Source organism: Enterobacter cloacae complex sp. SHL009 (assembly GCF_049237205.1).
GTDB lineage: Bacteria > Pseudomonadota > Gammaproteobacteria > Enterobacterales > Enterobacteriaceae > Enterobacter > Enterobacter cloacae_M.
The window spans coordinates 473593-494547 of the sequence record NZ_JBMKIW010000001.1; the positions used below are offsets into that span (position 1 = coordinate 473593).

The following is a 20955-nucleotide window of genomic DNA, read 5'->3' on the forward strand; positions in this document are numbered from 1 at the left end:
CCATGCTGAGCCAGCGACTTATTACCGCCATTGAAAAACACGCTGCTACAGCCTATCCCCATGAATGCTGTGGCCTGATTATTCGCGCCACGCGCCAGCGCCGGTACATCCCATGCAGTAATTCACACGAAAATCCCTCTGAGCACTTCATGATATCTGCGCAGGCCTGGGCCGATGCTGAGGATATGGGGGAGGTGCTGGCCATCGTTCATTCACATCCGGATGCGGGGCCGCACGCTTCTTCCGACGATCTGAAGTCGTGCCATGACTCCGGATTGCCCTGGGTGATTATGTCGTGGCCAGGCGGTGAGTACACGGTGACAACACCGGCAGATACACCACCGATCCTCAAGCGGCCTTTTATACACGGCAGCTGGGATTGCTACGGGCTCATCCGGGACTGGTATCAGCAGGAACGGGGCATCGAATTGCCTGATTTTCACCGTGACGACAACTGGTGGACGCGCGGCGAAAACCTTTATGTAAAACACTATGCCGAAGCGGGGTTTTATTCTCATGCCGACGAGCTGCAGATGGGGGATGTGATCCTGATGCAGTACAAAGCGGAAGAAATCAACCATGCAGGCATCTATCTCGGTGACGGGAAAATGCTGCACCACATGTACGGAAAACTGAGCGAAGTCGTTCCCTACGGCGGCATGTGGCGCGAGAGAACAATGTTGACACTGAGGTACCAGAATGGCGATGAACACAGTTGAGAAAATCGTGCTTGTGCGGCTCTATGGCAAGCTCGGCACTTTATTTGGACGTGAGCACCGCCTTTCCGTTTCCTCGGTGCGGGAGGCTATCAGGGCGCTTTGTATCATGCTCCCCGGCTTTGAGCGCTGGCTCGATACGAGCGAAGGACGCGGCGTGACCTACAGCGTGTTTAACGGCTCCCGCAACGTGACTGCAGAAGAGCTGCGCCTGAGCGGTGTGCATGACGTCATCAGGATTGCGCCGGTCATTATCGGCAGTAAAAAGGCGGGGGTGTTCCAGACCATCTTCGGCGCTGTGCTGGTAGCGGTTGGCTTTGCGCTGAGCTTTACGCCAGCCGCAGTGGCCTCGCCGTTTCTCTACAAAATGGGGGCGGCGATGATGCTCGGGGGCGTTGTCCAGATGCTCACGCCCAGCGGTACGCAGGGCATGACGATGGACTCCGGCGATACCCGGAAAAGCTATTCGTTTGGCTCCCCAATCAACCAGTCTGCAGCGGGGAACGGCGTCAATCTTCTCTACGGTAAGCGTCTTGTCGCCGGTGTTCTTATCAGCGGCGGCATCTACGCAGAAGAACAGCAATAACGCTTATCTCGCAACATGTTTAATTCTCCCGCTCAGGCGGGATTTTTTTTGCCCGGAGTTTGCATATGGCAGTAATCAGGGGTTCGAAAGGGGGCGGTGGCGGCGGTGATAAAGGCGGCAATCGCGGTACCGAAATCGCCTCCGTAGCGTACATGAAAATTCTGCTGGCGTTGACCGAGGGGGAAGCAGCAGGAGACTTTACCGGAAAAGATATTTATCTCGATGGCACGCCACTGCTTGATGATGCTGGCAACGAAAACTTCCCTGGAGTGACGTGGGAGTGGCGCAGCGGCACGGTGGATCAGGATTATATTGCTGGCTTCCCGGCAGTAGAGAATGAAATCAGTGTCGGAACGGAGCTGAAATACGGGACGCCGTGGGTTAAATCCATTAACAATACCCAGCTGTCGGCAGTGCGTTTGCGGTTTAAATTCCCGAACGGCGTTTATGCACTGCGCGACAGTGGCGGGAAGAATGGCTATCGGATTGAGTTCGCTATCGATATTTCAACCGATGGCGGCTCCTACGTTGAATTTGGTACGGATGCAGCGGATGGCATCGCAGATGCAGGGTATGAGCGGAGTTGTCGAATTGACCTGCCGGCAGCGACATCAGGCTGGCAAATTCGCGTCCGACGCCTGACGGAAAATACCAATGATGGGCGGCATGCCGATACTTCACGTATTGAATCAATGACCGATATTGTCGATGCCAAGCTGCGCTATCCGCACACGTCGCTGCTGTTCATCCAGTTTGATTCGAAGCTGTTTGACGGCAGAACACCAAACGTCACCGTGGAAATGAAGGGGATTATCGTCCGCGTACCGGCGAACTACGATCCTGTTTCCCGCACCTACAGCGGAACGTGGGATGGAACGTTTAAGTGGGCCTGGACAAACAACCCCGCCTGGATTTTTTACGATCTGGTGCTGAACAAACGATACGGTCTGGGAAAACGTATCACCGCAGATTTAGTCGATAAATGGACCTTGTACCAGATTGCACAGTATTGCGATGCGCCTGTATCAGACGGCGCAGGTGGGAAAGAGGCGCGATATCTCTGCGATTTGTACATTTCCCAGCGTACCGATGCATGGACCGTGCTGATGGATTTGGCGAACATCTTCCGGGGGATGATCAGCTGGTCCAACAATCTTCTGTCCGTTGACGCCGATATGCCCCGCGAGCTGGACCCCGATTTTGTGTTCAACAAGTCGAATATCGTGGGCGCGTTTAACTTCTCCAGCACATCGGAAAAGACGAACTACTCGTCAGCAATCGTTACCTACAGCAATCCGGCCAACGGCTATCAGGACGATCAGGCCAGCGCCTGGGTGCCGGAAGTCTCTAACCGGTTCGGCTTTAACACCATAGAGCTGTCCCGCATCGGGTGTACGCGGGAATCGGAAGCGCAGCGGCACGGGCTTTACGCTATTGAAACCAACCGAGATGACAATGGCGTGGAGTTTAAAACAGGGATGGAAGGGCGCATCCCGCGTATAGGCAAGGTGATCGGCCTCAATAATGCCCCGCTGGCCGGTCGCGAGAACGGCGGTCGCGTAGCCGCAGCTTCCGGAACGAAAGTCACGCTTGACCGTATTACTACTGCGAAAGCGGGGGACACACTTATCGTTAACCTTCCCACCGGCAAATCCGAAGGGAGGAAGGTGAAAAGCGTCTCCGGACGCGCAGTGACCGTTGAGACAGCGTACAGCGTTACCCCAAATGCTGAATCAGCTTGGGTGCTTGACCAGCCTGATTTAGCTATTCAGCTGTTCCGCGTTAAGCGGCTTATGGTTAATTCGGATAACACGGTCACCATTAACGGTCTGCCTTACAATCCGAACAAGTTTCCGCGCGTTGATGACGGCGCGGTGATTGAAGACAGGCCCGTCAGCGTTGTGCCGCCACGCGGTCAGGGAATGCCGGAAAATATCACGCTCTCCAGTGTTTACCGCGTTGAACAGGGGATAGGTATCACCACGATGGTTGTTACGTGGGATACCGTCAAAAATGCCGTTGCCTATGAGGCGCAGTGGCGTCAAAACAACGGCGACTGGATTAATGTTCCGCGCACCGGCAACACGCGCTTTGAGGTCGACAAGATTTATGCTGGCCGCTACGTGGTCCGAATCCGTGCGGTTAATGCGCTCGATATCGCCTCGCTCTGGGCAACGTCAGCAGAGACAGAACTTACGGGCAAGGTGGGAAAACCACCGATGCCAGTGAACCTCACCACGCAGCCTTTAGTATTTGGGATCGGCATTTCCTGGGGATTTCCGTCCGGGGCGCAGGACACGCAGAAGACAGAAATCCACTACAGCGCCACGGCAAACGGCGATTCACCGTTACTGCTGGCAGACGTGCCTTATCCCTCGTCGTCCTACCAGCAAATGGGGCTGCTTGCCGGAAAAACATTCTGGTACCGGGCAAGGCTCGTTGATCGCTTAGGTAACCAGAGTGATTGGACCGAATGGGTGTTTGGTCAGTCAAGCACGGACGTATCTGATATCACTGATGCCATCCTCAAGGATATGGAAGAAACAGGTCTCCTGAAGGATGTGGTTGAGAATGCCGTCGACAGCAATGAAAAAATTGCTGGCATGACGGATGACATCAAAAATCATGCCTCCGAGCTGGAGCAGCAGGCTAAAAACATCCAGGAGAACGCTGACGGGCTGGCGCAGGCCGAAGTGAAGATAGACGAGATTTCTGTGTCGATGGACGGCATGACGGGAGGCGTGAAGAACTCGGCAATTGCGATAATTCAGGCCAATCTTGCGCAGGTGGCCACGCGTAAAACTCTGTCGGCATCGGTAGCCGGTAACAGCGCGCAGCTGGACCGCATTGATGAGGTGATCGTCACAGACAGGGAGGCAACGGCACGCGCATTGCTGAGCCTGCAGACGAACGTCAACGGCAATACGGCGTCTATCAACAGTCTGAGTCAGACGGTTTCGAATTATCAGCAGGCCACGGCAACGCAGATTAACGCCATCACTGCGACCATAAACGGAAATACGGCAGCGATAACCACGAACGCGCAGGCTATTGCGAACGTAAACGGCCAGCTCAGCGCGATGTACAACATCAAGGTTGGAGTAACGAGCAATGGACAGTATTACGCCGCAGGCATGGGGATCGGGGTGGAGAATACGCCATCAGGGATGCAGTCGCAGGTTATCTTCCTGGCCGACCGTTTTGCGGTGACTCACCAGGCCGGTGCTGAGGTTACGCTGCCGTTCGTTATCCAGAATGGCCAAACTATTATCAGGGATACGGTTATTGGCGACGGAACCATCAGCAATGCCAAAATTGGCAACTTTATCCAGTCAAATAACTATGTTGCGGGCTCTGCAGGCTGGAAACTTGATAAGAGCGGAAGTTGGGAAAACTACGGCACCGACGGTCAGGGGGCAAGAAAATCCACCAATGTCACTGACAGTATCAGGGACTCGAATGGCGTTCTCCGCGTGCAAATTGGCAAACTCACAGGGGTGTTTTGATGTCATGGGGTATACAAACCTGGGATGCGTCGGGTAAACCCAACAACTACGGTATAAAGCCAGTTTCCGTTGTTGGGCGTATACAACTTGCTGCCGGACAAAACTCCGGCAGCTGGTCTTTTACGGTGCCCTCAGGAATGAAGGTCGGCTTTGTGCTCTCACTTGATGAAGGAGGTAACAGCGTAGGGAGGCGCATCACCGCGTCAGGCAGCACAATAACCGTAACCCCTGCCTCTTCTGTAGGCCTGGGTAATTACCCGGCCTCAAAATGTGAGGTGGTCGTATTCATGGAGAAAGCATAATGGCCGAATTTGGCGCGATGATATTAATGGATAACGGCAATCCCTTTGTTACGCCACAATCAACGCCTTTCTGCCTCTACGGAAAATACTCCTTCAATTCCTCTGCTAATGGCAGTTCTCAGCAGGTGGCGCAATATCTTTCGGTTCCTGTCGATTATCCGGCAATGGTCTTCATAAAAACGACTGATACTGCGCAGCCGACTCCGGTCATGTCATATCGGATAGGAGGAAATGTCTACATTAGTGGCGTAAATCCCTATAACCAGGGCTTTACGCTGACAGCATATGTATTTGCAATTTTTCCGCAAACACTTCCTGCGTGGGGATTTGCTATCTGGGATGCCTCCGGGAAGCTTGTTCTGACGAACGAATCAAAGGTGCTGTCTGATCTGCAAACAGTGGGCACGCCAGGTGCAAGCGGCGGGATTAATATTGACCAGACGCTGAGCGGGTCATGGGCTGTTGCTCCTGCCCAGCTTGGGCAGTCCATCGTTGTGAATAACTCCACCCAGCCTCCCACCATCTACACGATCAATGCTTATTCGGCGTGCAGGTTTGACGGGACCAATACAAGGATAAACGCAGGGGGAACCTCCACCGGAACAGGCTCCCCGGGAGGGGGAACGAATACTGGCATTTCATTAACCGCGATAAATACAGCTGCCTATGATTGATCGTTTTGAGCGATCAATAACAGATAATTGATCTATCTAATCAATTATACCCACCTCATTCATATTGGTATTGTCTAAGTTCATGAATACCTGTGGATATCATCAAAATGATTAAGCAACTTATCTGTATGGCTGGCGCTGTGATGCTTTCAGGCTGCGCTGGCGTACTCGAGAAACAGGAACCAATTTGCAGCGGCACGGCCATCGTTGGCGGTCAGGAAAGTACCGTTCAGATTTACGGTATTCGTAAACAAAATAACCAGACGCAGTATCGGGCCGGTTATCCCTTTAACTGGCGCTGGGTAGGTGCAAATACATTCACTGGCACTACCTGTAAATAACCCACCTCATTAGAATACAACCCCGCTCCGGCGGGGTTTTTTATTGCCTGGAGAAAATATGCTTTATAACACTGGCACCATTGCAATCAACGGAAACACCGCCACCGGGACGGGTACGAACTGGGCTGCACCAGCCAGCCAGGTTCGCGCCGGCCAGACGATTATCGTCATGTCTAACCCGGTGCAGATGTTCCAGATTTCATCCGTGATCAGTGCAACATCCATGACGGTTACACCAGCTGCGTCTCCAGCGTTAAACGGTCAGAAGTATGGAATCCTGGTGTCCGACAATATCTCTGTCGACGGACTGGCACAGGCGATGTCGCAGCTCATCAAAGAGTATGACGAGAACATTGGCGCGTGGGAGACCTTCGCCACAACCTCAGCCAATCAGAGCATCACCGTTACAATCAACGGCACCGCCATAACAATCCCTGGCATCGGTAAACTGGTTCAGAAAGGGAGCAATGGAGCGACCCCGATTACGCAGGGCGGGACAGGGGCAACGAATGCCGTTGACGCTCGTACAAACCTGGAATTAGGAAATGCTGCAACCAAAAATACTGGTGAGGGTGATAGTCATGTGCTGGCACCAGGGTCATTTGGTGTGGGTTCTAAAAATTTACCAGTAATTGGCGACATCTGGGATAAAAGCCAGGGAACTCGCTTCTGCAACGTCTCTCCTGCCACGTCAGGAGGACCGGGTATTTATGGTTCGGGGATCAGGTTCTCGGACCGAAATATTGGGAGTGGGGGCACCCCAGCTGCGCAACAATCCTTTGCCGCCCTAATCCTAAGCGGCAAAGTCATTCAATTTATGGGAATGGCTGATGGCGTCGACACTGGCTGGATGAAGATTTACCACACAGGGAACACGACTCGGGCATCTGATGGCACGTTGAAGGCCGCCTCCCCGATTGTACAGTTATTCGGGGATGGTTCATGCCAGCTTAACGACGAATCAGAGGGCTGCACTGTAACCCGTCTGACCACAGGGGAATATCTTATTGAAGGGTGTGGTGGGCTGAATTCTGATGCCGCCTGGGGTGGCATTGATGGCGGTTTTGATATCCCTACCGACAGGAACAAGCAGCCGCTAATCTGGCTGGATTATGAGGTCAATGCTGACGGTTCTATCTTGGTGAAAACCTACCACCGCACACATCCTTCAGCACCTGCTTTTGCCAGAAATGAACGTGACGGGATCAATGACGGAGAGCCTATTGATATCCCGTCAGATCAGTTCGTCAGCGTTCGTGTAGAAATGCCAGCTAACAGCATCTGGAATAAAAAACTTGATGCGGCCAGAACTGCGCTTAATGACGAGCCGGAACACGCTGTTTAAAAGGTGGCCTAATTCTGCTCATCCTGGGCCATTGTCGAAAAATTTACAAAAGCCATAATTCGAAGCGTGAGAAAAGCTTAGGAGCGAAGCGGTGAAGCTTTAAACAGTCGCTGGAAAAGTGGCGTCTTGCGTACCCTGATAAATGAAACTACTGTATATAAAAACAGTATTTGAGGTGTGTGTAATGGAATTCATCAGGCCAACAGAACTGCGAGAAATTATCGCTCTTCCGCTTTTCAGTGACTTAGTACAGTGTGGTTTCCCAAGCCCCGCGGCTGATTACGTTGAACAGCGTATTGATCTCAATGAGTTACTTGTTGCTCACCCGAGTTCCACATACTTCGTTAAAGCCGCGGGTGATTCAATGATCGAAGCCGGGATCAGCGACGGTGATTTGCTGGTGGTGGACAGCTCACGGACTGCTGAACACGGTGACATTGTCATCGCCGCGGTGGAAGGGGAATTTACTGTTAAACGCCTGCAGCTGCGCCCGACAGTGCAGCTCAATCCTATGAACAGCGCCTACAGTCCGATTGTTGTAGGCAGCGAAGATACGCTGGACGTTTTCGGCGTTGTTACTTTCATCGTCAAATCGGCGAGCTGAGTATGTTTGCGCTCTGTGATGTGAATTCGTTCTACGCATCATGCGAGACTGTATTCAGGCCGGACTTGCGAGGGCGGCCGGTTGTCGTTCTCTCAAATAACGATGGCTGCGTAATCGCGCGCAGCGCTGAGGCCAAAGCCGCCGGAATTACAATGGGAGAGCCGTTCTTCAAGCAAAAGGAGCTTTTCCGGCGCGCTGGCGTTGTCTGCTTCAGCAGCAACTATGAGCTGTATGCTGATATGTCGAACCGGGTAATGACGACGCTTGAGGAAATGAGCCCCCGCGTCGAAATTTACAGTATCGATGAAGCTTTTTGTGACCTGACGGGAGTTAGGAACTGCCGGGACCTGACTGACTTCGGCAAAGAGATCCGCGCGACAGTTTTGAAGCGTACGCATCTGACTGTCGGGGTTGGCATTGCACAGACAAAAACACTCGCTAAGCTGGCAAATCATGCCGCCAAGAAATGGCAGCGCCAGACCGGAGGGGTGGTCGATTTGTCCAATATCGATCGGCAGCGTCGTTTGTTGGCTATCGTGCCTGTTGAGGATGTCTGGGGCGTTGGCAGGCGCATCAGTAAGAAGCTGAACGCAATGGGCATTAAAACTGCCCTCGACCTTTCGGAGCAGAGCACGTGGATTATCAGGAAGCACTTCAACGTGGTGCTTGAACGAACTGTCAGGGAGCTGCGCGGCGAGCCATGTCTCGATCTGGAAGAGTTCGCGCCCGGGAAACAGGAAATCGTCTGCAGCAGGTCGTTCGGTGAACGCGTTACCGATTACGAACAGATGCGCCAGGCTATCTGCAGCTATGCCGCCCGTGGTGCTGAAAAACTTCGGGGTGAACATCAGTACTGCCGCTTTATCTCTGCGTTCGTGAAAACTTCTCCCTTTGCGCTAAACGAGCCGTATTACGGTAACAGTGCGTCCATGAAGCTTCTTACCCCCACTCAGGATTCACGCGACATCATTAACGCCGCGTTAAAGTGCCTGGACAAAATCTGGAAGGATGGTCATCGCTATCAAAAGGCTGGGATCATGCTGGGGGATTTTTTCAGCCAGGGTGTGGCCCAGCTTAACTTGTTCGATGAGAACGCGCCGCGAGCTCATAGCGAAAGGTTAATGGAAGTGCTCGATCACCTGAACGCGAAAGACGGGAAAGGAACGCTCTACTTTGCCGGGCAGGGCATTCAGCAACAGTGGCAAATGAAGCGAGAAATGTTGTCGCCTCGATATACTACGAGATATTCAGATCTGCTTAGTGTCCGATAAGTATTCCTGATGTCTTGGTCCGCTTTGTGCCAGAAGCGGACGTAGGACATGTCCAGGAGCTTTAAAATAATCTATCTGATGAGTCGCAGCCCTCTGAATACGATTTTTTTGAATTCTTCACATTCGGAATGCTCAGTCTTTGTACAACATGCGACATGTTTAAGACCCCGGCTTAACAATTGGAGTTTGCGGATAGTGCCGTCGATCTCCGCTGCTCGCTGAAGAAGCTGAACGCTGTCTAATGCGAGTTTGTTCTCTGCACTAAACATTGCGCCTATTTCATCAAGAGAAAACCCCGCAGCCTGCCCAAGCGCGATTAATTGCAGTTTATTGATAACATTTTCATTGTATTGCCTTCTTAGCCCATTACGGCCAACAGGTTTGATTAGTTTTTTCTTTTCGTAATATCGCAACGCTGATGGGGTAACTCCGGTAAGGTCAGCGATTTCCCTGATATCCAGTTCTTTCATTGTTGACTTAAACCTCACTTTAAGTTGCATACTGACTATTATGTCATTTAAAAGAAGGAGTAAGTATTGGATATCATTATTTTTTTCAAAACTGTCATCACGGGTATTGGCGCAACACTGGTCATGGATTTGTGGTCGTTATGTCAAAAGCTCATTTTAAAAATTCCACCATTGAATTATGCGCTGGTAGGCCGCTGGATTTTATGGCTTCCACAAGGAAAATTCAGGCATCACACCATTCTTTCAGCGTCACAGATACGTGGGGAGAATCTTACTGGCTGGATATTCCATTATTTGACCGGGATAATTTTTGCTTTTATCCCGCTTTTGCTTAATGGAAGGGGTTGGCTCCATGAGCCTTCTCTTTCCACGGGGGTGTTGACAGGTTTGTTAACTTTGATTGCTCCGTTCTTAATTTTGCAACCCGCGCTTGGCTTTGGTATCGCCGCCTCCCGTACACCTCGTCCACGGGTGGCGCGTTTGTTAAGCCTGATTACTCACCTTGCGTATGGTATTGGATTATATGGCATTACCGCTGTTATGACGTCATCATCATAGCGACATTGAGTAGTTCAAGTGTCAGAACACCCACTTTTATTACCTGGCACTGACCCTATCGCTGTTTTGATAAGCCGGATGAACAGAAAGTTATTAATTGGCGGACAATTTCATTGTCCGCTTCTCGCTCATCGCTGCCGGCCAGATAGCAGGGGAGCAAACTGCCATGGACAGAATCACCGCAAAATCCACCAGAACAAAACGAATACTCCCCCTACATTTAGTGATGGCTACGTGCAGATTGTTCATCTATTCTGCTTGCATCAGCGGTCAGGCCGGAGTCACTCTTTGTGGATAATCCTATCCTTCAGAAAACTATCATCATCTTTATTCTCATCCTGTGGGTAATCGATGAATTCAGGGCTAGGAAAAGAAAATATTCTGACCCTGCTATTGAAGTAGCTGATGCCAGAGAACGTCATGAATGGCGCTATCTCAGATGGGGGTTCCGGACTATACAAGTGGCCGCAACAGTGTATATCTTCGTTCAGCTGATTCAGGTATTACTGAGATAAATGCACAGGCAGGTACAACTGGACAAAAACATCTTACTGTCCAGTTGAGCATCAGTGATCGCCATTATCTAGGTCACCTGAGTGCCACAAGCGGATATTGCTGGAATCACAATGTGTTAACCAACGTGTAGCTGGTCAGCAGGATTACACCATGGGGCGTTAATGGCGCAGATTGACGCACTGATGGCTCGTGTCGTACAACCGTAGTCAAAAAAGCCCAGGGGCCGGCAACAGTGTAATCACCGAACCCTGTATGACTATACCCATACAGGGTTCGGTGCTAAGTTAATAAAGAAAATAACCGTTCAATTCATGGAGGTTTACTGTGAGCGTATATGTTTTTTATTACAACGAGTCTGGCGCAAGAGTCTTTACCAAAAGTAGTGTAAATGATGAAGCAAAAGATCTTCTCAAGCGTAAAGGGTACAAAAAACATTTTTTCGAGGTTGAAGCTGAAAGTGCCAAGGAAGCTATTGCGAAGATGAAAAGCAACAACGATGAATATCTTAATGAATTAAAAGATTATTCTGACAGCCTTCTTTTTGTTGGCCTTGTTGGGGGGGTGTCATTTTTTTAAAAAGTAGTTGCGGTGATCTGCTCACCGCCAATCATATTCTGAACACATCCGGTTGTAATAACCTGCGAACTTCCGCTTCTCGCTCATTTCGGACGTGCCAGGTATCTTTTACCTTTTATCGTGCTGGCTCGATTAGCTCCGGCCCCTGATTCTTCACATTACCCAAGGCGCGCGTCACGGCGTGCCAGATAAACTTGTCGACCAGCACGGCACCGTCGGCTGCTATCTCTCCAGCTTCCTTCCCGCCTATATCCTGCCGCATCCATTCACGTGCCGCTTCCGGGGACAGAACCAGTGGCCGGCGGTCGTGAATGTCGACCAGACCTTTGTCAGCTGCAGACGTCACTATCAGAAAACCTTCGGCTTCATCGCCTCGTTCGAACGGAGTACTGCCGATCGCGGCCATGAATATGGGCTGGCCATCGGCCCGATGGATGAAGTAGGGCTGTTTCTTGTCTCCTTCTTTCTTCCACTCGAACCATCCATCCGCAAAACAGATCGCCCTGCCATGCTGCCAGAGTGGTTTGAACATTCGGCTTGTGGCCGCCGTTTCGACTCGAGCGTTAATCAGTGGCGGTTTATCCCACCACCCAGGCGCGTAACCCCAGAAAACTGGATCGAGATGCAGTTGCTCATCGCGTTCGCTCAGCAGAAGGACTTTGGTTCCGGGAGCTACATTGTAACGTCCAATTGGCTCTGGGTCGTATGCAATGTCGCGAGCGGTTTCATCGGCCAGGTACGCCAGATATTCTTCACGGGTTTGGGCTTGTGCAAAACGTCCACACATAGAAACCTCCAGTCGGATGTCAGACTGAAAGTATAAGGTAGGGAGAAAAAGTAGCGCGCGCTGGTTAAGTCTTACAAACGGATTCGAGGCGATTATGCTGATGAGTAAGAGAGGCGTAAAGCGATACATTGTGAAACTGGAAGGAGCGACGCAAAAGTGTAAATTTTGGGGGCAAATTTGGGGGCAAAATAGAGTCGGGGGCATGATTTGGGGCTTTAAAACGACCTATATTGTCCGATAAAGTCCACACAGAGTCATTTGTAAGTCACTGATTTATAATTAACTTACTGATTTCATAGTGAATGTAATTTCTACCAAACAGTCTAACGCTGATTATGTTGTTGTGGGGATAAACATTGAGTAAACCGGGGAAAAGCATCCCCCTTTTCGGGCGAAAAGGGGGAGAGGGGCGTTACTTCAGCTCGTCGACCATAGTGATGGCGCGGCCAATGTAGTTCGCCGGGGTCATCGCCTTCAGGCGCGTTTTCTCTTCTTCCGGCAGCGCCAGACCGTCGATAAACTGCTTCATGCCTTCGGCGTCAACGCGTTTTCCGCGGGTCAGCTCTTTCAGCTTCTCGTACGGTTTTTCGATACCGTAACGGCGCATCACGGTCTGGATTGGCTCCGCCAGCACTTCCCAGTTGTGGTCCAGCTCGTCCAGCAGACGGTCACGGTTCACTTCCAGTTTGCTCACGCCTTTCAGGGTGGACTGATACGCGATTAGCGCGTAGCCAATGCCCACGCCCAGGTTACGCAGTACGGTGGAGTCGGTCAGGTCGCGCTGCCAGCGGGATACCGGCAGTTTGCTCGCCATATGCTGCAGCACGGCGTTCGCCAGTCCCAGGTTGCCTTCGGAGTTTTCGAAGTCGATTGGGTTTACCTTGTGCGGCATGGTGGAAGAGCCGATTTCACCGGCGATGGTTTTCTGCTTGAAGTGGTTCAGGGCGATGTAGCCCCACACGTCACGATCGAAGTCGATCAGGATGGTGTTGAAGCGGGCGATGCAGTCAAACAGTTCGGCGATATAGTCGTGCGGCTCAATCTGCGTGGTGTACGGGTTCCACTGAATGCCCAGAGAGGTCACGAACTCTTCGCTGAACTGGTGCCAGTCCACTTCCGGATAAGCGGCGATGTGGGCGTTATAGTTACCGACCGCGCCGTTGATTTTGCCGAGGATCTCAATCTGCTCCAGCTGACGATACTGGCGCTCCATGCGGTACGCGACGTTCGCCATCTCTTTACCCATCGTGGATGGGGTGGCTGGCTGGCCGTGGGTACGGGAGAGCAGCGGAATGTCGCGGTATTCCACAGACAGCGCTTTTACCGCGTCGATGATTTTACGCCAGTAAGGCAGCACCACCTCTTTACGCGCGGTGGAGAGCATCAGCGCGTGAGAGAGGTTGTTGATGTCTTCAGAGGTACAGGCGAAGTGAATGAACTCAGACACGGCGTGCAGCGCAGGGACGCTTTCCACTTTCTCTTTCAGGAAGTACTCAACCGCTTTCACGTCGTGGTTGGTGGTGCGTTCGATGGTTTTAATGCGCGCGGCGTCTTGTTCGCTAAACTCAGCAACGATTTTATCAAGGTAATCGTTTGCCTTTTCGTCAAAAGCAGGAACTTCCTTGATTGCTGCCTGGGCGGCCAGCTTTTGCAGCCAGCGTACTTCAACCTGAACACGGAACTTCAGCAAACCATATTCGCTGAAGATCCCGCGCAGCGCGCTGACTTTATCGCCGTAGCGTCCATCGACAGGGGATACGGCGGTCAGTGAGGATAATTCCATAATTCGCAACTCCGGGAGGTTAACAATGAGCAAGAATTTGTTTTGCCTGAGTGGTCAGGCGATTACGAGAAAACATTAACTGCAGGCGGCCACCGCCCACCTGGTGCCACAGCACGGCGGCGCGGATACCTGCCAGCAGGGACGCGCGCACTTTTGCCTGTACCTGCGGACTTTGCAGCACGGCAGGGGATCCGGTGACCTGAATACGCGGGCCCAGCGGGCTGATGACGTCAACATAAATGCCGGCCATAGCGCTCAGCAGCGTTTCCGACTGCAGGTCAAAATGGTCGAGCTGACGCTGCAGCCCGGCAATGCGATCGCCCAGCGTATTCATTGCGCCTTTTGCGGCGTTCAGCTTACGTTCCAGCACCATCAGGCTTAACGTGTAGCGGGTCAGCTCCGCGTTTAATCCCTGACGGCTGCTGGCGTTAAGCACGCCCAGCAGAGTTTCAAGACCGAGACGAAGATTGGTTTCACTGCCGCCGAACACGCCCAGGGTCGAGCCGGGGTTGAGATCGATAACGCTGTTCAGCGAAACGTGCAGGGCGTCAGCGTCGCAATGACCCTGATGCGCGAGCTGTTGCACCAGACGGGCTGACTGGCAAATTCCCGCCAGCGCCAGGGTGATGTCATAATAGTTCTTCGCCACACGGTCTCCTTTATGTGTGCAATCGTATTAAACAGCAGGCAGCGGCAGGCGCTGTTCAATGATCCCGCCGCCCAGGCAGATCTCACCGCTGTAGAAGACAGCAGACTGACCTGGGGTGACGGCGGCAACCGGCTCGTCGAAGCGCACGTCAATGCGATCGTCATCGAGCGCGGTAACGGTGCAAGGAATATCGGTCTGACGGTAGCGTGTTTTCACCGTGCAGCGCAGCGTGCCTTTCAGCGGCTCACGATCGACCCAGTGCAGCTGTTGCGCGATCAGGCCAACGGACATCAGACGCGGATGGTCGTGACCCTGAGCAACAACCAGAATATTGTTTTCGACATCTTTGTCGACTACGTACCACGGATCTTCGCTACCTTCTTTCGTCCCGCCGATACCCAGGCCTTTACGCTGGCCTAAGGTGTGGTACATCAGCCCCTGGTGCTGGCCAATCTCTTCCCCGTCGACGGTGACAATTTTACCCGGCTGTGCGGGCAGGTAACGTCCGAGGAAATCGCGGAATTTGCGCTCGCCGATGAAGCAGATGCCGGTAGAGTCTTTTTTCTTTGCGGTGATCAGGTCCAGCTCTTCGGCGATTTTACGCACCTGCGGCTTTTCCAGCTCGCCGACCGGGAACAGGCTCTGGGCGATTTGCTCGTGGCTCAGCGTATAGAGGAAGTAGCTTTGATCTTTGTTGCCGTCCAGACCGCGCAGCAGCTGGCTTTTGCCATTCACGTCTGCACGGCGCACGTAGTGGCCGGTCGCAATATAGTCTGCGCCCAAATCTTCTGCGGCGAATTCCAGGAAGGCCTTAAATTTGATCTCTTTGTTGCACAGAATATCCGGGTTCGGCGTGCGGCCCGCTTTGTACTCTTCGAGGAAGAGTTCAAAAACGTTATCCCAGTATTCTGCGGCAAAGTTAACGGTGTGCAGCTCAATGCCGAGCTTATCGCATACGGCCTGCGCGTCGGCGAGATCCGCTGCGGCGGTGCAGTATTCCTCGCCATCATCTTCCTCCCAGTTCTTCATGAACAGGCCCTCCACCTTATAGCCCTGTTGCTGTAACAGGTAGGCGGAAACGGAGGAATCGACACCGCCGGACATGCCGACGATCACTTTTTTCTGGCTGTTATCTGACATGGAATACTCACGACATTGAACTTCAAGGCGGCGTATTCTATCACGCCCCCCCACCATTGGCACCCTCTGTAAACGGCCAGTTAAATGCGCCGATAACATCCAGCGGCAGGCGTGCGCCTGACTGCCAGCAGCGAATGCTTTCCGCAACCAGCGGCGAGCGCAGGTTTGGCGCGTTCAGGATCTCGTCGGCAGTGACCCACAGACAGCGGTCGATATCGTCATCCTGCGGCTCTGTGGCGCACGTTTCGCTAAGCTCAACGGCGAATAAAAAGCGCAGGAAGGGCGTGTGGTCAGGTGCGATCCACTGATGCATGCGGATGAGGTGCTGAGGCTCAGCGTGAATACCGGTCTCTTCCCACAGCTCGCGTTTCGCTGCCTGCAGCAGGGTCTCATTGGCTTCAAGGTGTCCGGCAGGCTGGTTCCACAGCGCTTTGCCGTTAATGCTCTCTTCGACAACAAGGAATTTACCCCGGGCGTGGACCACGCAGGCAACCGTGACATGAGGTTTAAACATAGTGACTCCTTAAGGGGTAACGTCGCGCCATTCGCCGTTTGCCAGCGTTTCCAGGGTGTAGCTGCCCATGGCGTAGCGAATCAGACGCAGGGTAGGGAAGCCGACGTGTGCGGTCATGCGCCGAACCTGGCGGTTGCGGCCTTCATAAAGGGTGATTTTGAGCCAGCTTGTTGGAATGGATTTGCGTTCGCGAATCGGCGGGTTGCGCGGCCACAGCCACTCCGGTTCATTCACGCGTTCAATACCCGCCGGCAGGGTTGGGCCGTCGTTCAACGTCACGCCGCTGCGTAGCGCTGCCAGCGTCGCGTCATCCGGCTCGCCTTCCACCTGGACGAAGTAAATTTTGCCGGTGCGTTTGCCCGGCTGCGTGAGCTTCGCCTGCAACGCGCCGTCGTTGGTTAAGACCAGAAGGCCTTCGCTGTCGCGGTCCAGGCGCCCGGCCGCGTAGACGCCCTGAACAGGGATATAATCCTTCAGCGTGCTGCGTCCGGCTTCATCGGTAAACTGTGGCAAAACATCGTAGGGTTTATTGAATAAAATAACCCGCTTCGGCTGGGTTTCCTGCGGTCTTCTGGCGGCTTGTCGCGAGCTGAATCGCTCAACCCGGTGTTTTGTAAAAGAAGTTTTCTTCATGGTATTTTCAGGCGTTATCAATTGCCGCATTATAGCCTAATAACGAAGACCTTTCATGGCGCAGGACAATCAGGTACTATCGAAGGGCTCATTACAATTTATTAACATAAGATCAGTAACAACCAGAAGCGCTCGAAGGAGAGGTTAATGGAAAGCAAAGTAGTTGTTCCGGCGGAAGGTAAAAAGATCACCCTGCAAAACGGCAAGATTAACGTTCCTCACAATCCGATTATCCCGTTCATCGAAGGTGACGGTATCGGTGTAGACGTTACCCCGGCGATGCTGAAAGTGGTTGATGCCGCTGTTGAGAAAGCCTACAAAGGCGAGCGTAAAATTTCCTGGATGGAAATTTACACCGGTGAGAAATCTACTCAAGTTTATGGCCAGGACGTCTGGCTGCCAGCAGAAACGCTGGATCTGATCCGCGACTACCGCGTTGCTATTAAAGGCCCACTGACGACGCCAGTTGGCGGCGGTATCCGTTCCCTGAACGTGGCACTGCGTCAGGAGCTGGACCTGTACGTGTGTCTGCGCCCGGTTCGTTACTATCAGGGCACCCCAAGCCCGGTTAAGCACCCTGAACTGACCGATATGGTTATCTTCCGCGAAAACTCAGAAGACATCTACGCGGGTATCGAATGGAAAGCGGACTCTGCTGACGCAGAAAAAGTGATTAAATTCCTGCGCGAAGAGATGGGCGTGAAGAAAATTCGCTTCCCTGAGCATTGCGGTATCGGCATCAAGCCATGCTCTGAAGAGGGTACTAAACGTCTGGTGCGTGCGGCTATCGAATACGCGATCACCAACGACCGTGACTCTGTGACCCTGGTTCACAAAGGCAACATCATGAAGTTCACCGAAGGCGCGTTCAAAGACTGGGGTTACCAGTTGGCGAAAGAAGAGTTCGGCGGTGAGCTGATCGACGGTGGCCCATGGCAGAAAATTAAGAACCCGAACACCGGCAAAGAGATCATCATTAAAGATGTGATCGCCGATGCGTTCCTGCAGCAGATCCTGCTGCGTCCTGCAGAATACGACGTGATTGCCTGTATGAACCTGAACGGTGACTACATCTCTGACGCCCTGGCAGCACAGGTTGGCGGTATCGGTATCGCCCCTGGCGCGAACATCGGTGACGAGTGCGCTCTGTTCGAAGCGACCCACGGTACTGCACCAAAATACGCGGGTCAGGACAAAGTGAACCCAGGCTCTATCATCCTGTCCGCAGAGATGATGCTGCGCCATATGGAATGGTTTGAAGCCGCAGACCTGATCGTTAAAGGTATGGAAGGCGCGATCAACGCGAAAACCGTAACTTACGATTTCGAACGTCTGATGGAGGGCGCTAAGCTGCTGAAATGTTCAGAGTTTGGCGACGCGATTATCGCGAACATGTAATCCAGATTCTGGATTAAACAAGAGCGGGGGCCTGAGGGTTCCCGTTTTTTTTGCCTCTGCCTGCGGGAGACAACACGATGTTAGCCACCGTCCTTATCGCTGTCGTTGCTTTCATTCATCTCTACATTCTTGTGCTGGAAATGTTCCTGTGGGATACGAAAACAGGGCACAAGGCCTTTAATCTGCGTCCTGATTTTGCGCGCGAGACCCGCGTGCTGGCCGCAAACCAAGGGTTGTATAACGGTTTTCTGGCTGCCGGTCTGCTCTGGAGCCTCTGGCTCGGCGAAAAGGGTATTCAGGTGGCCATCTTCTTCCTGACCTGCGTATTGATCGCCGGGCTCTTTGGCGCAGCCACCGCCAGCCGAAAAATTTTGTATGTCCAGGCCGCGCCCGCTCTCGCAGCGCTGCTTGCGTTACTCATCTGAAGCAATGCTTTGGTTGAGATTAGGCGTCCGATATACTGATGGCTTTACCCGTAAAGATTAGCGACGAGACAGTTATGAACAACGATATCCCACTGAAATATTATGACATTGCCGATGAGTACGCGACGGAAGCCGCAGAGCCCGTCGCTGACTCAGAGCGCGACGCGCTGGCACATTATTTCCAGCTGCTGCTCACCCGTTTATCGAATAATGAGGAGATTAGCGAGGAAGCCCAGCAGGAGATGGCCGCTGAGGCCGGGATCCGTGCGGGTCGCATCGATGATATTGCGAACTTCCTCAATCAGTGGGGAAATGAATAGCCTGCTTCAAAAGCCGTTATGTTGATGCTTTGCGATACAGCTTAGCATCACGCTATCGGACCACATGCATTTTTTCCGCAGAATATGCGACGCGGGGGCGTCTATAAACAGCGCGAAAATAACGGTCAGACAAAAGAGTACCACTGGTAATAGTAAGGATAATTTCACGTTTTTAACCAAAATATGAGTGTGCTTCAGGGTAATCTACCGTCTGAATGTGACGACTATATGTTTTTGCGTAAAAAATAGAAATGCCCGACTGGAAAAAAACGGACGCGCAAGGCTTCGGATTACGGTGCGACCCCGGTGAGTCGCTTCGCCAGCTCGCTTCGGGTGAGTGCTTTTGAAAAATACCATCCCTGAATCAGCGCATCGGGATATCTGCTTGCAATAAAGCGATATTGAATTTCATTTTCCACGCCCTCGAAAACAAGCGTTTTATTCAATCTTGCAAGGGCATCGCTGAAGATTACAAAAATGTTTTGCTTATAATGCTCGCTGATGCCGTCCACCAGCGACTTATCGATTTTGATTTCATCATATTCAAGCAGCGAAAGGCGGGCGAGGTTCGAGTTCTGCACGCCAAAATCATCTATTGATATTTTTACGCCGAGCGATTTCAGCTCCTGACAGAATCCCTCGAGGATATCTGCCGTGGAAACGGCTTTTTCGGAGAGTTCGACCTTCATCAGGGAAAGGGGAAGGTGATTGGCAAAACACGCACGGCGCAAAATGGTAATGAACTGTCCATCTTCAATTTCCTTGTGCCCAACGTTTATTGAGACTATCAGCTGGTGTTTTATCGCCAGAGGGGCAATTTCGGAAAGGGATTTTTCGATAATATTACTGTAATATTTTTTATACAGACCGATCTTCTTAATTAATGGGATAAACAGCTCCGGAGAGACGTCCCCGTGCTTTTGATCGCGCCATCTCGACAGAACTTCGACGCCCACGATTTTTTGATCGTGAATGCGAATAATGGGCTGATAGTTAACGCTGATGGTATTCGTGATGACGGCTTTTATCAGCGTACGTTCCAGAGAAAAACGGTCTTCATAGATACGGAAGATAAATAACGTTATCGCAATCCAGATAAAACAGAGAATGACTGCGAGAAGCGCAAAGATAAACGGAGGCAACGAGGCCAGCCCGGCGTCGTGATGCTTCACGATGACGCACAGGTCCCAGAAGGTGCTGCACTGTGTCAGAGTCAGGGTAAACAACGTCGAATGCAGCCAGCTCTGCTGATTTAGCTCCGTGGCGGCCGAAAAAAAGACTCTGCCGAAGTCTTTGGTGGTAGCACTGAGCGAATAGCTTGCGGTAACCGGGGTGAATTTATCGTAAGCATAGCGGGAGGTGAAGATAATAATATTATTATAAATTGCCGCATTGCCCGTGAAAAAGTCTTTTCTCGAAAACTGGGCCAGGAGAAAGCCCCTCGGCGTTTTATGCAGTTCTGCAGGAAGTGCAACGGGCGTCGCGAGTTTTCCCCAAAAAGCGGTACAGACAATTTTTCCCTTCTCAATATAGCCGATATCGGCAAAATAAAGATTATTAAGCTTAATTTGTCTGTAGCGATCGAGGCTGGTTTTATCACATCCCTGCGTCGTGATGCTTTTGAGACCAAGCGCCACGCTTTGGGACACGTCTTCTGAATAATGTAAAAGGGTACGGGATATTTCACGCTGTTTGCTCTTCTGCTGACCGATGATTACAACATTGACCGCATAAAGAGACAGGAAAACCAGAAGCGTTGAAGCAATAGCAACGGCAATGAGCTTTTTCATTTTCCAGTTATCCAGTCCGCTCCCTGATTTCACAAATCTTAACACAGCCAG

General features: G+C 52.0%; 23 protein-coding genes. 15 read left to right on the forward strand and 8 right to left on the reverse strand.

What is annotated here, in order from left to right; genetic code table 11:
• Nucleotides 1-2 precede the first annotated feature (2 nt).
• The 9 genes from ACOTZC_RS02320 to ACOTZC_RS02360 all read left to right on the forward strand — a co-directional run bounded on the left by ACOTZC_RS02320 (nt 3) and on the right by ACOTZC_RS02360 (nt 9345).
• Nucleotides 3-719 (forward strand): C40 family peptidase, encoded by a 717-nt coding sequence (locus ACOTZC_RS02320; RefSeq protein WP_248190666.1) that lies wholly within the window; start codon nt 3-5, stop codon nt 717-719.
• Nucleotides 700-1302 (forward strand): tail assembly protein, encoded by a 603-nt coding sequence (locus ACOTZC_RS02325; protein WP_252040491.1) that lies wholly within the window; start codon nt 700-702, stop codon nt 1300-1302. The genes ACOTZC_RS02320 and ACOTZC_RS02325 overlap by 20 nt, the downstream gene beginning before the upstream one ends.
• A gap of 65 nt (nt 1303-1367) precedes the next feature.
• The gene (locus ACOTZC_RS02330; protein WP_252040489.1) at nt 1368-4808 is read left to right on the forward strand and encodes a host specificity protein J; all 3441 of its coding nucleotides are present in this window, start codon (nt 1368-1370) and stop codon (nt 4806-4808) included.
• Complete coding sequence (locus ACOTZC_RS02335) at nt 4808-5110, forward strand: hypothetical protein (protein WP_126304332.1); 303 nt, start codon at nt 4808-4810, stop codon at nt 5108-5110. The genes ACOTZC_RS02330 and ACOTZC_RS02335 overlap by 1 nt, the downstream gene beginning before the upstream one ends.
• The gene (locus tag ACOTZC_RS02340; protein ID WP_248193389.1) at nt 5110-5784 is read left to right on the forward strand and encodes a hypothetical protein; all 675 of its coding nucleotides are present in this window, start codon (nt 5110-5112) and stop codon (nt 5782-5784) included. Before ACOTZC_RS02335 ends, ACOTZC_RS02340 begins: the two co-directional genes overlap by 1 nt.
• 107 nt (nt 5785-5891) lie before the next feature.
• Nucleotides 5892-6125: a phage exclusion lipoprotein Cor gene (gene cor / locus ACOTZC_RS02345; RefSeq protein WP_248193689.1), complete on the forward strand. Its 234-nt coding sequence runs from the start codon at nt 5892-5894 to the stop codon at nt 6123-6125.
• A 58-nt stretch (nt 6126-6183) separates the two neighbouring features.
• Nucleotides 6184-7470, forward strand: a complete 1287-nt coding sequence (locus ACOTZC_RS02350) for a phage tail protein (protein WP_252040486.1) — start codon at nt 6184-6186, stop codon at nt 7468-7470.
• Nucleotides 7471-7654: 184 nt separating this feature from the next.
• Nucleotides 7655-8074, forward strand: coding sequence for a translesion error-prone DNA polymerase V autoproteolytic subunit (locus ACOTZC_RS02355; protein WP_020884462.1), 420 nt, complete (start codon nt 7655-7657; stop codon nt 8072-8074).
• 2 nt (nt 8075-8076) lie between these two features.
• Nucleotides 8077-9345, forward strand: coding sequence for a Y-family DNA polymerase (locus ACOTZC_RS02360; protein WP_252040484.1), 1269 nt, complete (start codon nt 8077-8079; stop codon nt 9343-9345).
• Nucleotides 9346-9416: 71 nt separating this feature from the next.
• On the opposite strand, the gene ACOTZC_RS02365 is transcribed toward ACOTZC_RS02360, so the two are convergent.
• Entirely contained in the window at nt 9417-9815 is a 399-nt protein-coding gene (locus ACOTZC_RS02365; RefSeq protein ID WP_126304617.1) for a helix-turn-helix domain-containing protein, read from the reverse strand.
• Between the two features lie 66 nt (nt 9816-9881).
• On the opposite strand from ACOTZC_RS02365, the gene ACOTZC_RS02370 reads away from it, so the two are divergent.
• The 3 genes from ACOTZC_RS02370 to ACOTZC_RS02380 all read left to right on the forward strand — a co-directional run bounded on the left by ACOTZC_RS02370 (nt 9882) and on the right by ACOTZC_RS02380 (nt 11465).
• The gene (locus ACOTZC_RS02370; protein WP_126304615.1) at nt 9882-10373 is read left to right on the forward strand and encodes a DUF2938 domain-containing protein; all 492 of its coding nucleotides are present in this window, start codon (nt 9882-9884) and stop codon (nt 10371-10373) included.
• 290 nt (nt 10374-10663) lie between these two features.
• Entirely contained in the window at nt 10664-10888 is a 225-nt protein-coding gene (locus ACOTZC_RS02375) for a hypothetical protein (protein WP_126304613.1), read from the forward strand.
• A gap of 325 nt (nt 10889-11213) precedes the next feature.
• Nucleotides 11214-11465 carry a hypothetical protein gene (locus tag ACOTZC_RS02380; protein ID WP_174259585.1) on the forward strand — a complete coding sequence of 84 codons (252 nt, stop codon included), beginning with the start codon at nt 11214-11216 and terminating at the stop codon, nt 11463-11465.
• Between the two features lie 115 nt (nt 11466-11580).
• On the opposite strand, the gene ACOTZC_RS02385 is transcribed toward ACOTZC_RS02380, so the two are convergent.
• The 6 genes from ACOTZC_RS02385 to rluE all read right to left on the reverse strand — a co-directional run bounded on the left by ACOTZC_RS02385 (nt 11581) and on the right by rluE (nt 17001).
• The gene (locus tag ACOTZC_RS02385; protein WP_126304608.1) at nt 11581-12252 is read right to left on the reverse strand and encodes an SOS response-associated peptidase; all 672 of its coding nucleotides are present in this window, start codon (nt 12250-12252) and stop codon (nt 11581-11583) included.
• Nucleotides 12253-12664: 412 nt separating this feature from the next.
• Nucleotides 12665-14035 carry an adenylosuccinate lyase gene (gene purB / locus ACOTZC_RS02390; RefSeq protein ID WP_044596802.1) on the reverse strand — a complete coding sequence of 457 codons (1371 nt, stop codon included), beginning with the start codon at nt 14033-14035 and terminating at the stop codon, nt 12665-12667.
• 19 nt (nt 14036-14054) lie between these two features.
• Entirely contained in the window at nt 14055-14684 is a 630-nt protein-coding gene (gene hflD / locus ACOTZC_RS02395) for a high frequency lysogenization protein HflD (RefSeq protein WP_023311236.1), read from the reverse strand.
• 27 nt (nt 14685-14711) lie between these two features.
• Nucleotides 14712-15824 carry a tRNA 2-thiouridine(34) synthase MnmA gene (gene mnmA, locus ACOTZC_RS02400; RefSeq protein ID WP_021241033.1) on the reverse strand — a complete coding sequence of 371 codons (1113 nt, stop codon included), beginning with the start codon at nt 15822-15824 and terminating at the stop codon, nt 14712-14714.
• A gap of 40 nt (nt 15825-15864) precedes the next feature.
• A complete protein-coding gene (locus tag ACOTZC_RS02405) occupies nt 15865-16338 on the reverse strand; it encodes an NUDIX hydrolase (protein WP_045358066.1) in 474 nt (157 codons plus the stop codon).
• 9 nt (nt 16339-16347) lie between these two features.
• The gene (gene rluE / locus ACOTZC_RS02410) at nt 16348-17001 is read right to left on the reverse strand and encodes a 23S rRNA pseudouridine(2457) synthase RluE (RefSeq protein ID WP_023311239.1); all 654 of its coding nucleotides are present in this window, start codon (nt 16999-17001) and stop codon (nt 16348-16350) included.
• Nucleotides 17002-17118: 117 nt separating this feature from the next.
• On the opposite strand from rluE, the gene icd reads away from it, so the two are divergent.
• From icd to ACOTZC_RS02425, 3 genes are all read left to right on the forward strand, one after another.
• On the forward strand, nt 17119-18369 hold the full coding sequence (gene icd, locus ACOTZC_RS02415; protein WP_008500752.1) for an NADP-dependent isocitrate dehydrogenase: 1251 nt from the start codon (nt 17119-17121) through the stop codon (nt 18367-18369).
• A 77-nt stretch (nt 18370-18446) separates the two neighbouring features.
• Entirely contained in the window at nt 18447-18794 is a 348-nt protein-coding gene (locus tag ACOTZC_RS02420) for a DUF1304 domain-containing protein (RefSeq protein WP_109844447.1), read from the forward strand.
• 74 nt (nt 18795-18868) lie between these two features.
• Nucleotides 18869-19114 carry a YmjA family protein gene (locus tag ACOTZC_RS02425; protein ID WP_045401572.1) on the forward strand — a complete coding sequence of 82 codons (246 nt, stop codon included), beginning with the start codon at nt 18869-18871 and terminating at the stop codon, nt 19112-19114.
• A gap of 290 nt (nt 19115-19404) precedes the next feature.
• Here ACOTZC_RS02425 and ACOTZC_RS02430 read toward each other — a convergent pair whose 3' ends face one another.
• On the reverse strand, nt 19405-20904 hold the full coding sequence (locus ACOTZC_RS02430; RefSeq protein ID WP_045401569.1) for an EAL domain-containing protein: 1500 nt from the start codon (nt 20902-20904) through the stop codon (nt 19405-19407).
• Nucleotides 20905-20955: the final 51 nt, after the last annotated feature.

What these genes read in the sequence shown, in the direction of transcription:
- ACOTZC_RS02350 (WP_252040486.1), top strand. Translation starts at nt 6,184, where the DNA reads ATGCTTTATAACACTGGCACCATTGCAATCAACGGAAACACCGCCACC.
- ACOTZC_RS02365 (WP_126304617.1), bottom strand. Translation starts at nt 9,815, where the DNA reads ATGAAAGAACTGGATATCAGGGAAATCGCTGACCTTACCGGAGTTACC.
- ACOTZC_RS02335 (WP_126304332.1), top strand. Translation starts at nt 4,808, where the DNA reads ATGTCATGGGGTATACAAACCTGGGATGCGTCGGGTAAACCCAACAAC.
- ACOTZC_RS02430 (WP_045401569.1), bottom strand. Translation starts at nt 20,904, where the DNA reads ATGAAAAAGCTCATTGCCGTTGCTATTGCTTCAACGCTTCTGGTTTTC.
- ACOTZC_RS02325 (WP_252040491.1), top strand. Translation starts at nt 700, where the DNA reads ATGGCGATGAACACAGTTGAGAAAATCGTGCTTGTGCGGCTCTATGGC.
- ACOTZC_RS02355 (WP_020884462.1), top strand. Translation starts at nt 7,655, where the DNA reads ATGGAATTCATCAGGCCAACAGAACTGCGAGAAATTATCGCTCTTCCG.
- ACOTZC_RS02405 (WP_045358066.1), bottom strand. Translation starts at nt 16,338, where the DNA reads ATGTTTAAACCTCATGTCACGGTTGCCTGCGTGGTCCACGCCCGGGGT.
- purB (WP_044596802.1), bottom strand. Translation starts at nt 14,035, where the DNA reads ATGGAATTATCCTCACTGACCGCCGTATCCCCTGTCGATGGACGCTAC.
- ACOTZC_RS02330 (WP_252040489.1), top strand. Translation starts at nt 1,368, where the DNA reads ATGGCAGTAATCAGGGGTTCGAAAGGGGGCGGTGGCGGCGGTGATAAA.
- ACOTZC_RS02320 (WP_248190666.1), top strand. Translation starts at nt 3, where the DNA reads ATGCTGAGCCAGCGACTTATTACCGCCATTGAAAAACACGCTGCTACA.
- cor (WP_248193689.1), top strand. Translation starts at nt 5,892, where the DNA reads ATGATTAAGCAACTTATCTGTATGGCTGGCGCTGTGATGCTTTCAGGC.
- ACOTZC_RS02425 (WP_045401572.1), top strand. Translation starts at nt 18,869, where the DNA reads ATGAACAACGATATCCCACTGAAATATTATGACATTGCCGATGAGTAC.
- ACOTZC_RS02340 (WP_248193389.1), top strand. Translation starts at nt 5,110, where the DNA reads ATGGCCGAATTTGGCGCGATGATATTAATGGATAACGGCAATCCCTTT.
- icd (WP_008500752.1), top strand. Translation starts at nt 17,119, where the DNA reads ATGGAAAGCAAAGTAGTTGTTCCGGCGGAAGGTAAAAAGATCACCCTG.
- ACOTZC_RS02420 (WP_109844447.1), top strand. Translation starts at nt 18,447, where the DNA reads ATGTTAGCCACCGTCCTTATCGCTGTCGTTGCTTTCATTCATCTCTAC.
- ACOTZC_RS02360 (WP_252040484.1), top strand. Translation starts at nt 8,077, where the DNA reads ATGTTTGCGCTCTGTGATGTGAATTCGTTCTACGCATCATGCGAGACT.
- ACOTZC_RS02385 (WP_126304608.1), bottom strand. Translation starts at nt 12,252, where the DNA reads ATGTGTGGACGTTTTGCACAAGCCCAAACCCGTGAAGAATATCTGGCG.
- mnmA (WP_021241033.1), bottom strand. Translation starts at nt 15,824, where the DNA reads ATGTCAGATAACAGCCAGAAAAAAGTGATCGTCGGCATGTCCGGCGGT.
- rluE (WP_023311239.1), bottom strand. Translation starts at nt 17,001, where the DNA reads ATGCGGCAATTGATAACGCCTGAAAATACCATGAAGAAAACTTCTTTT.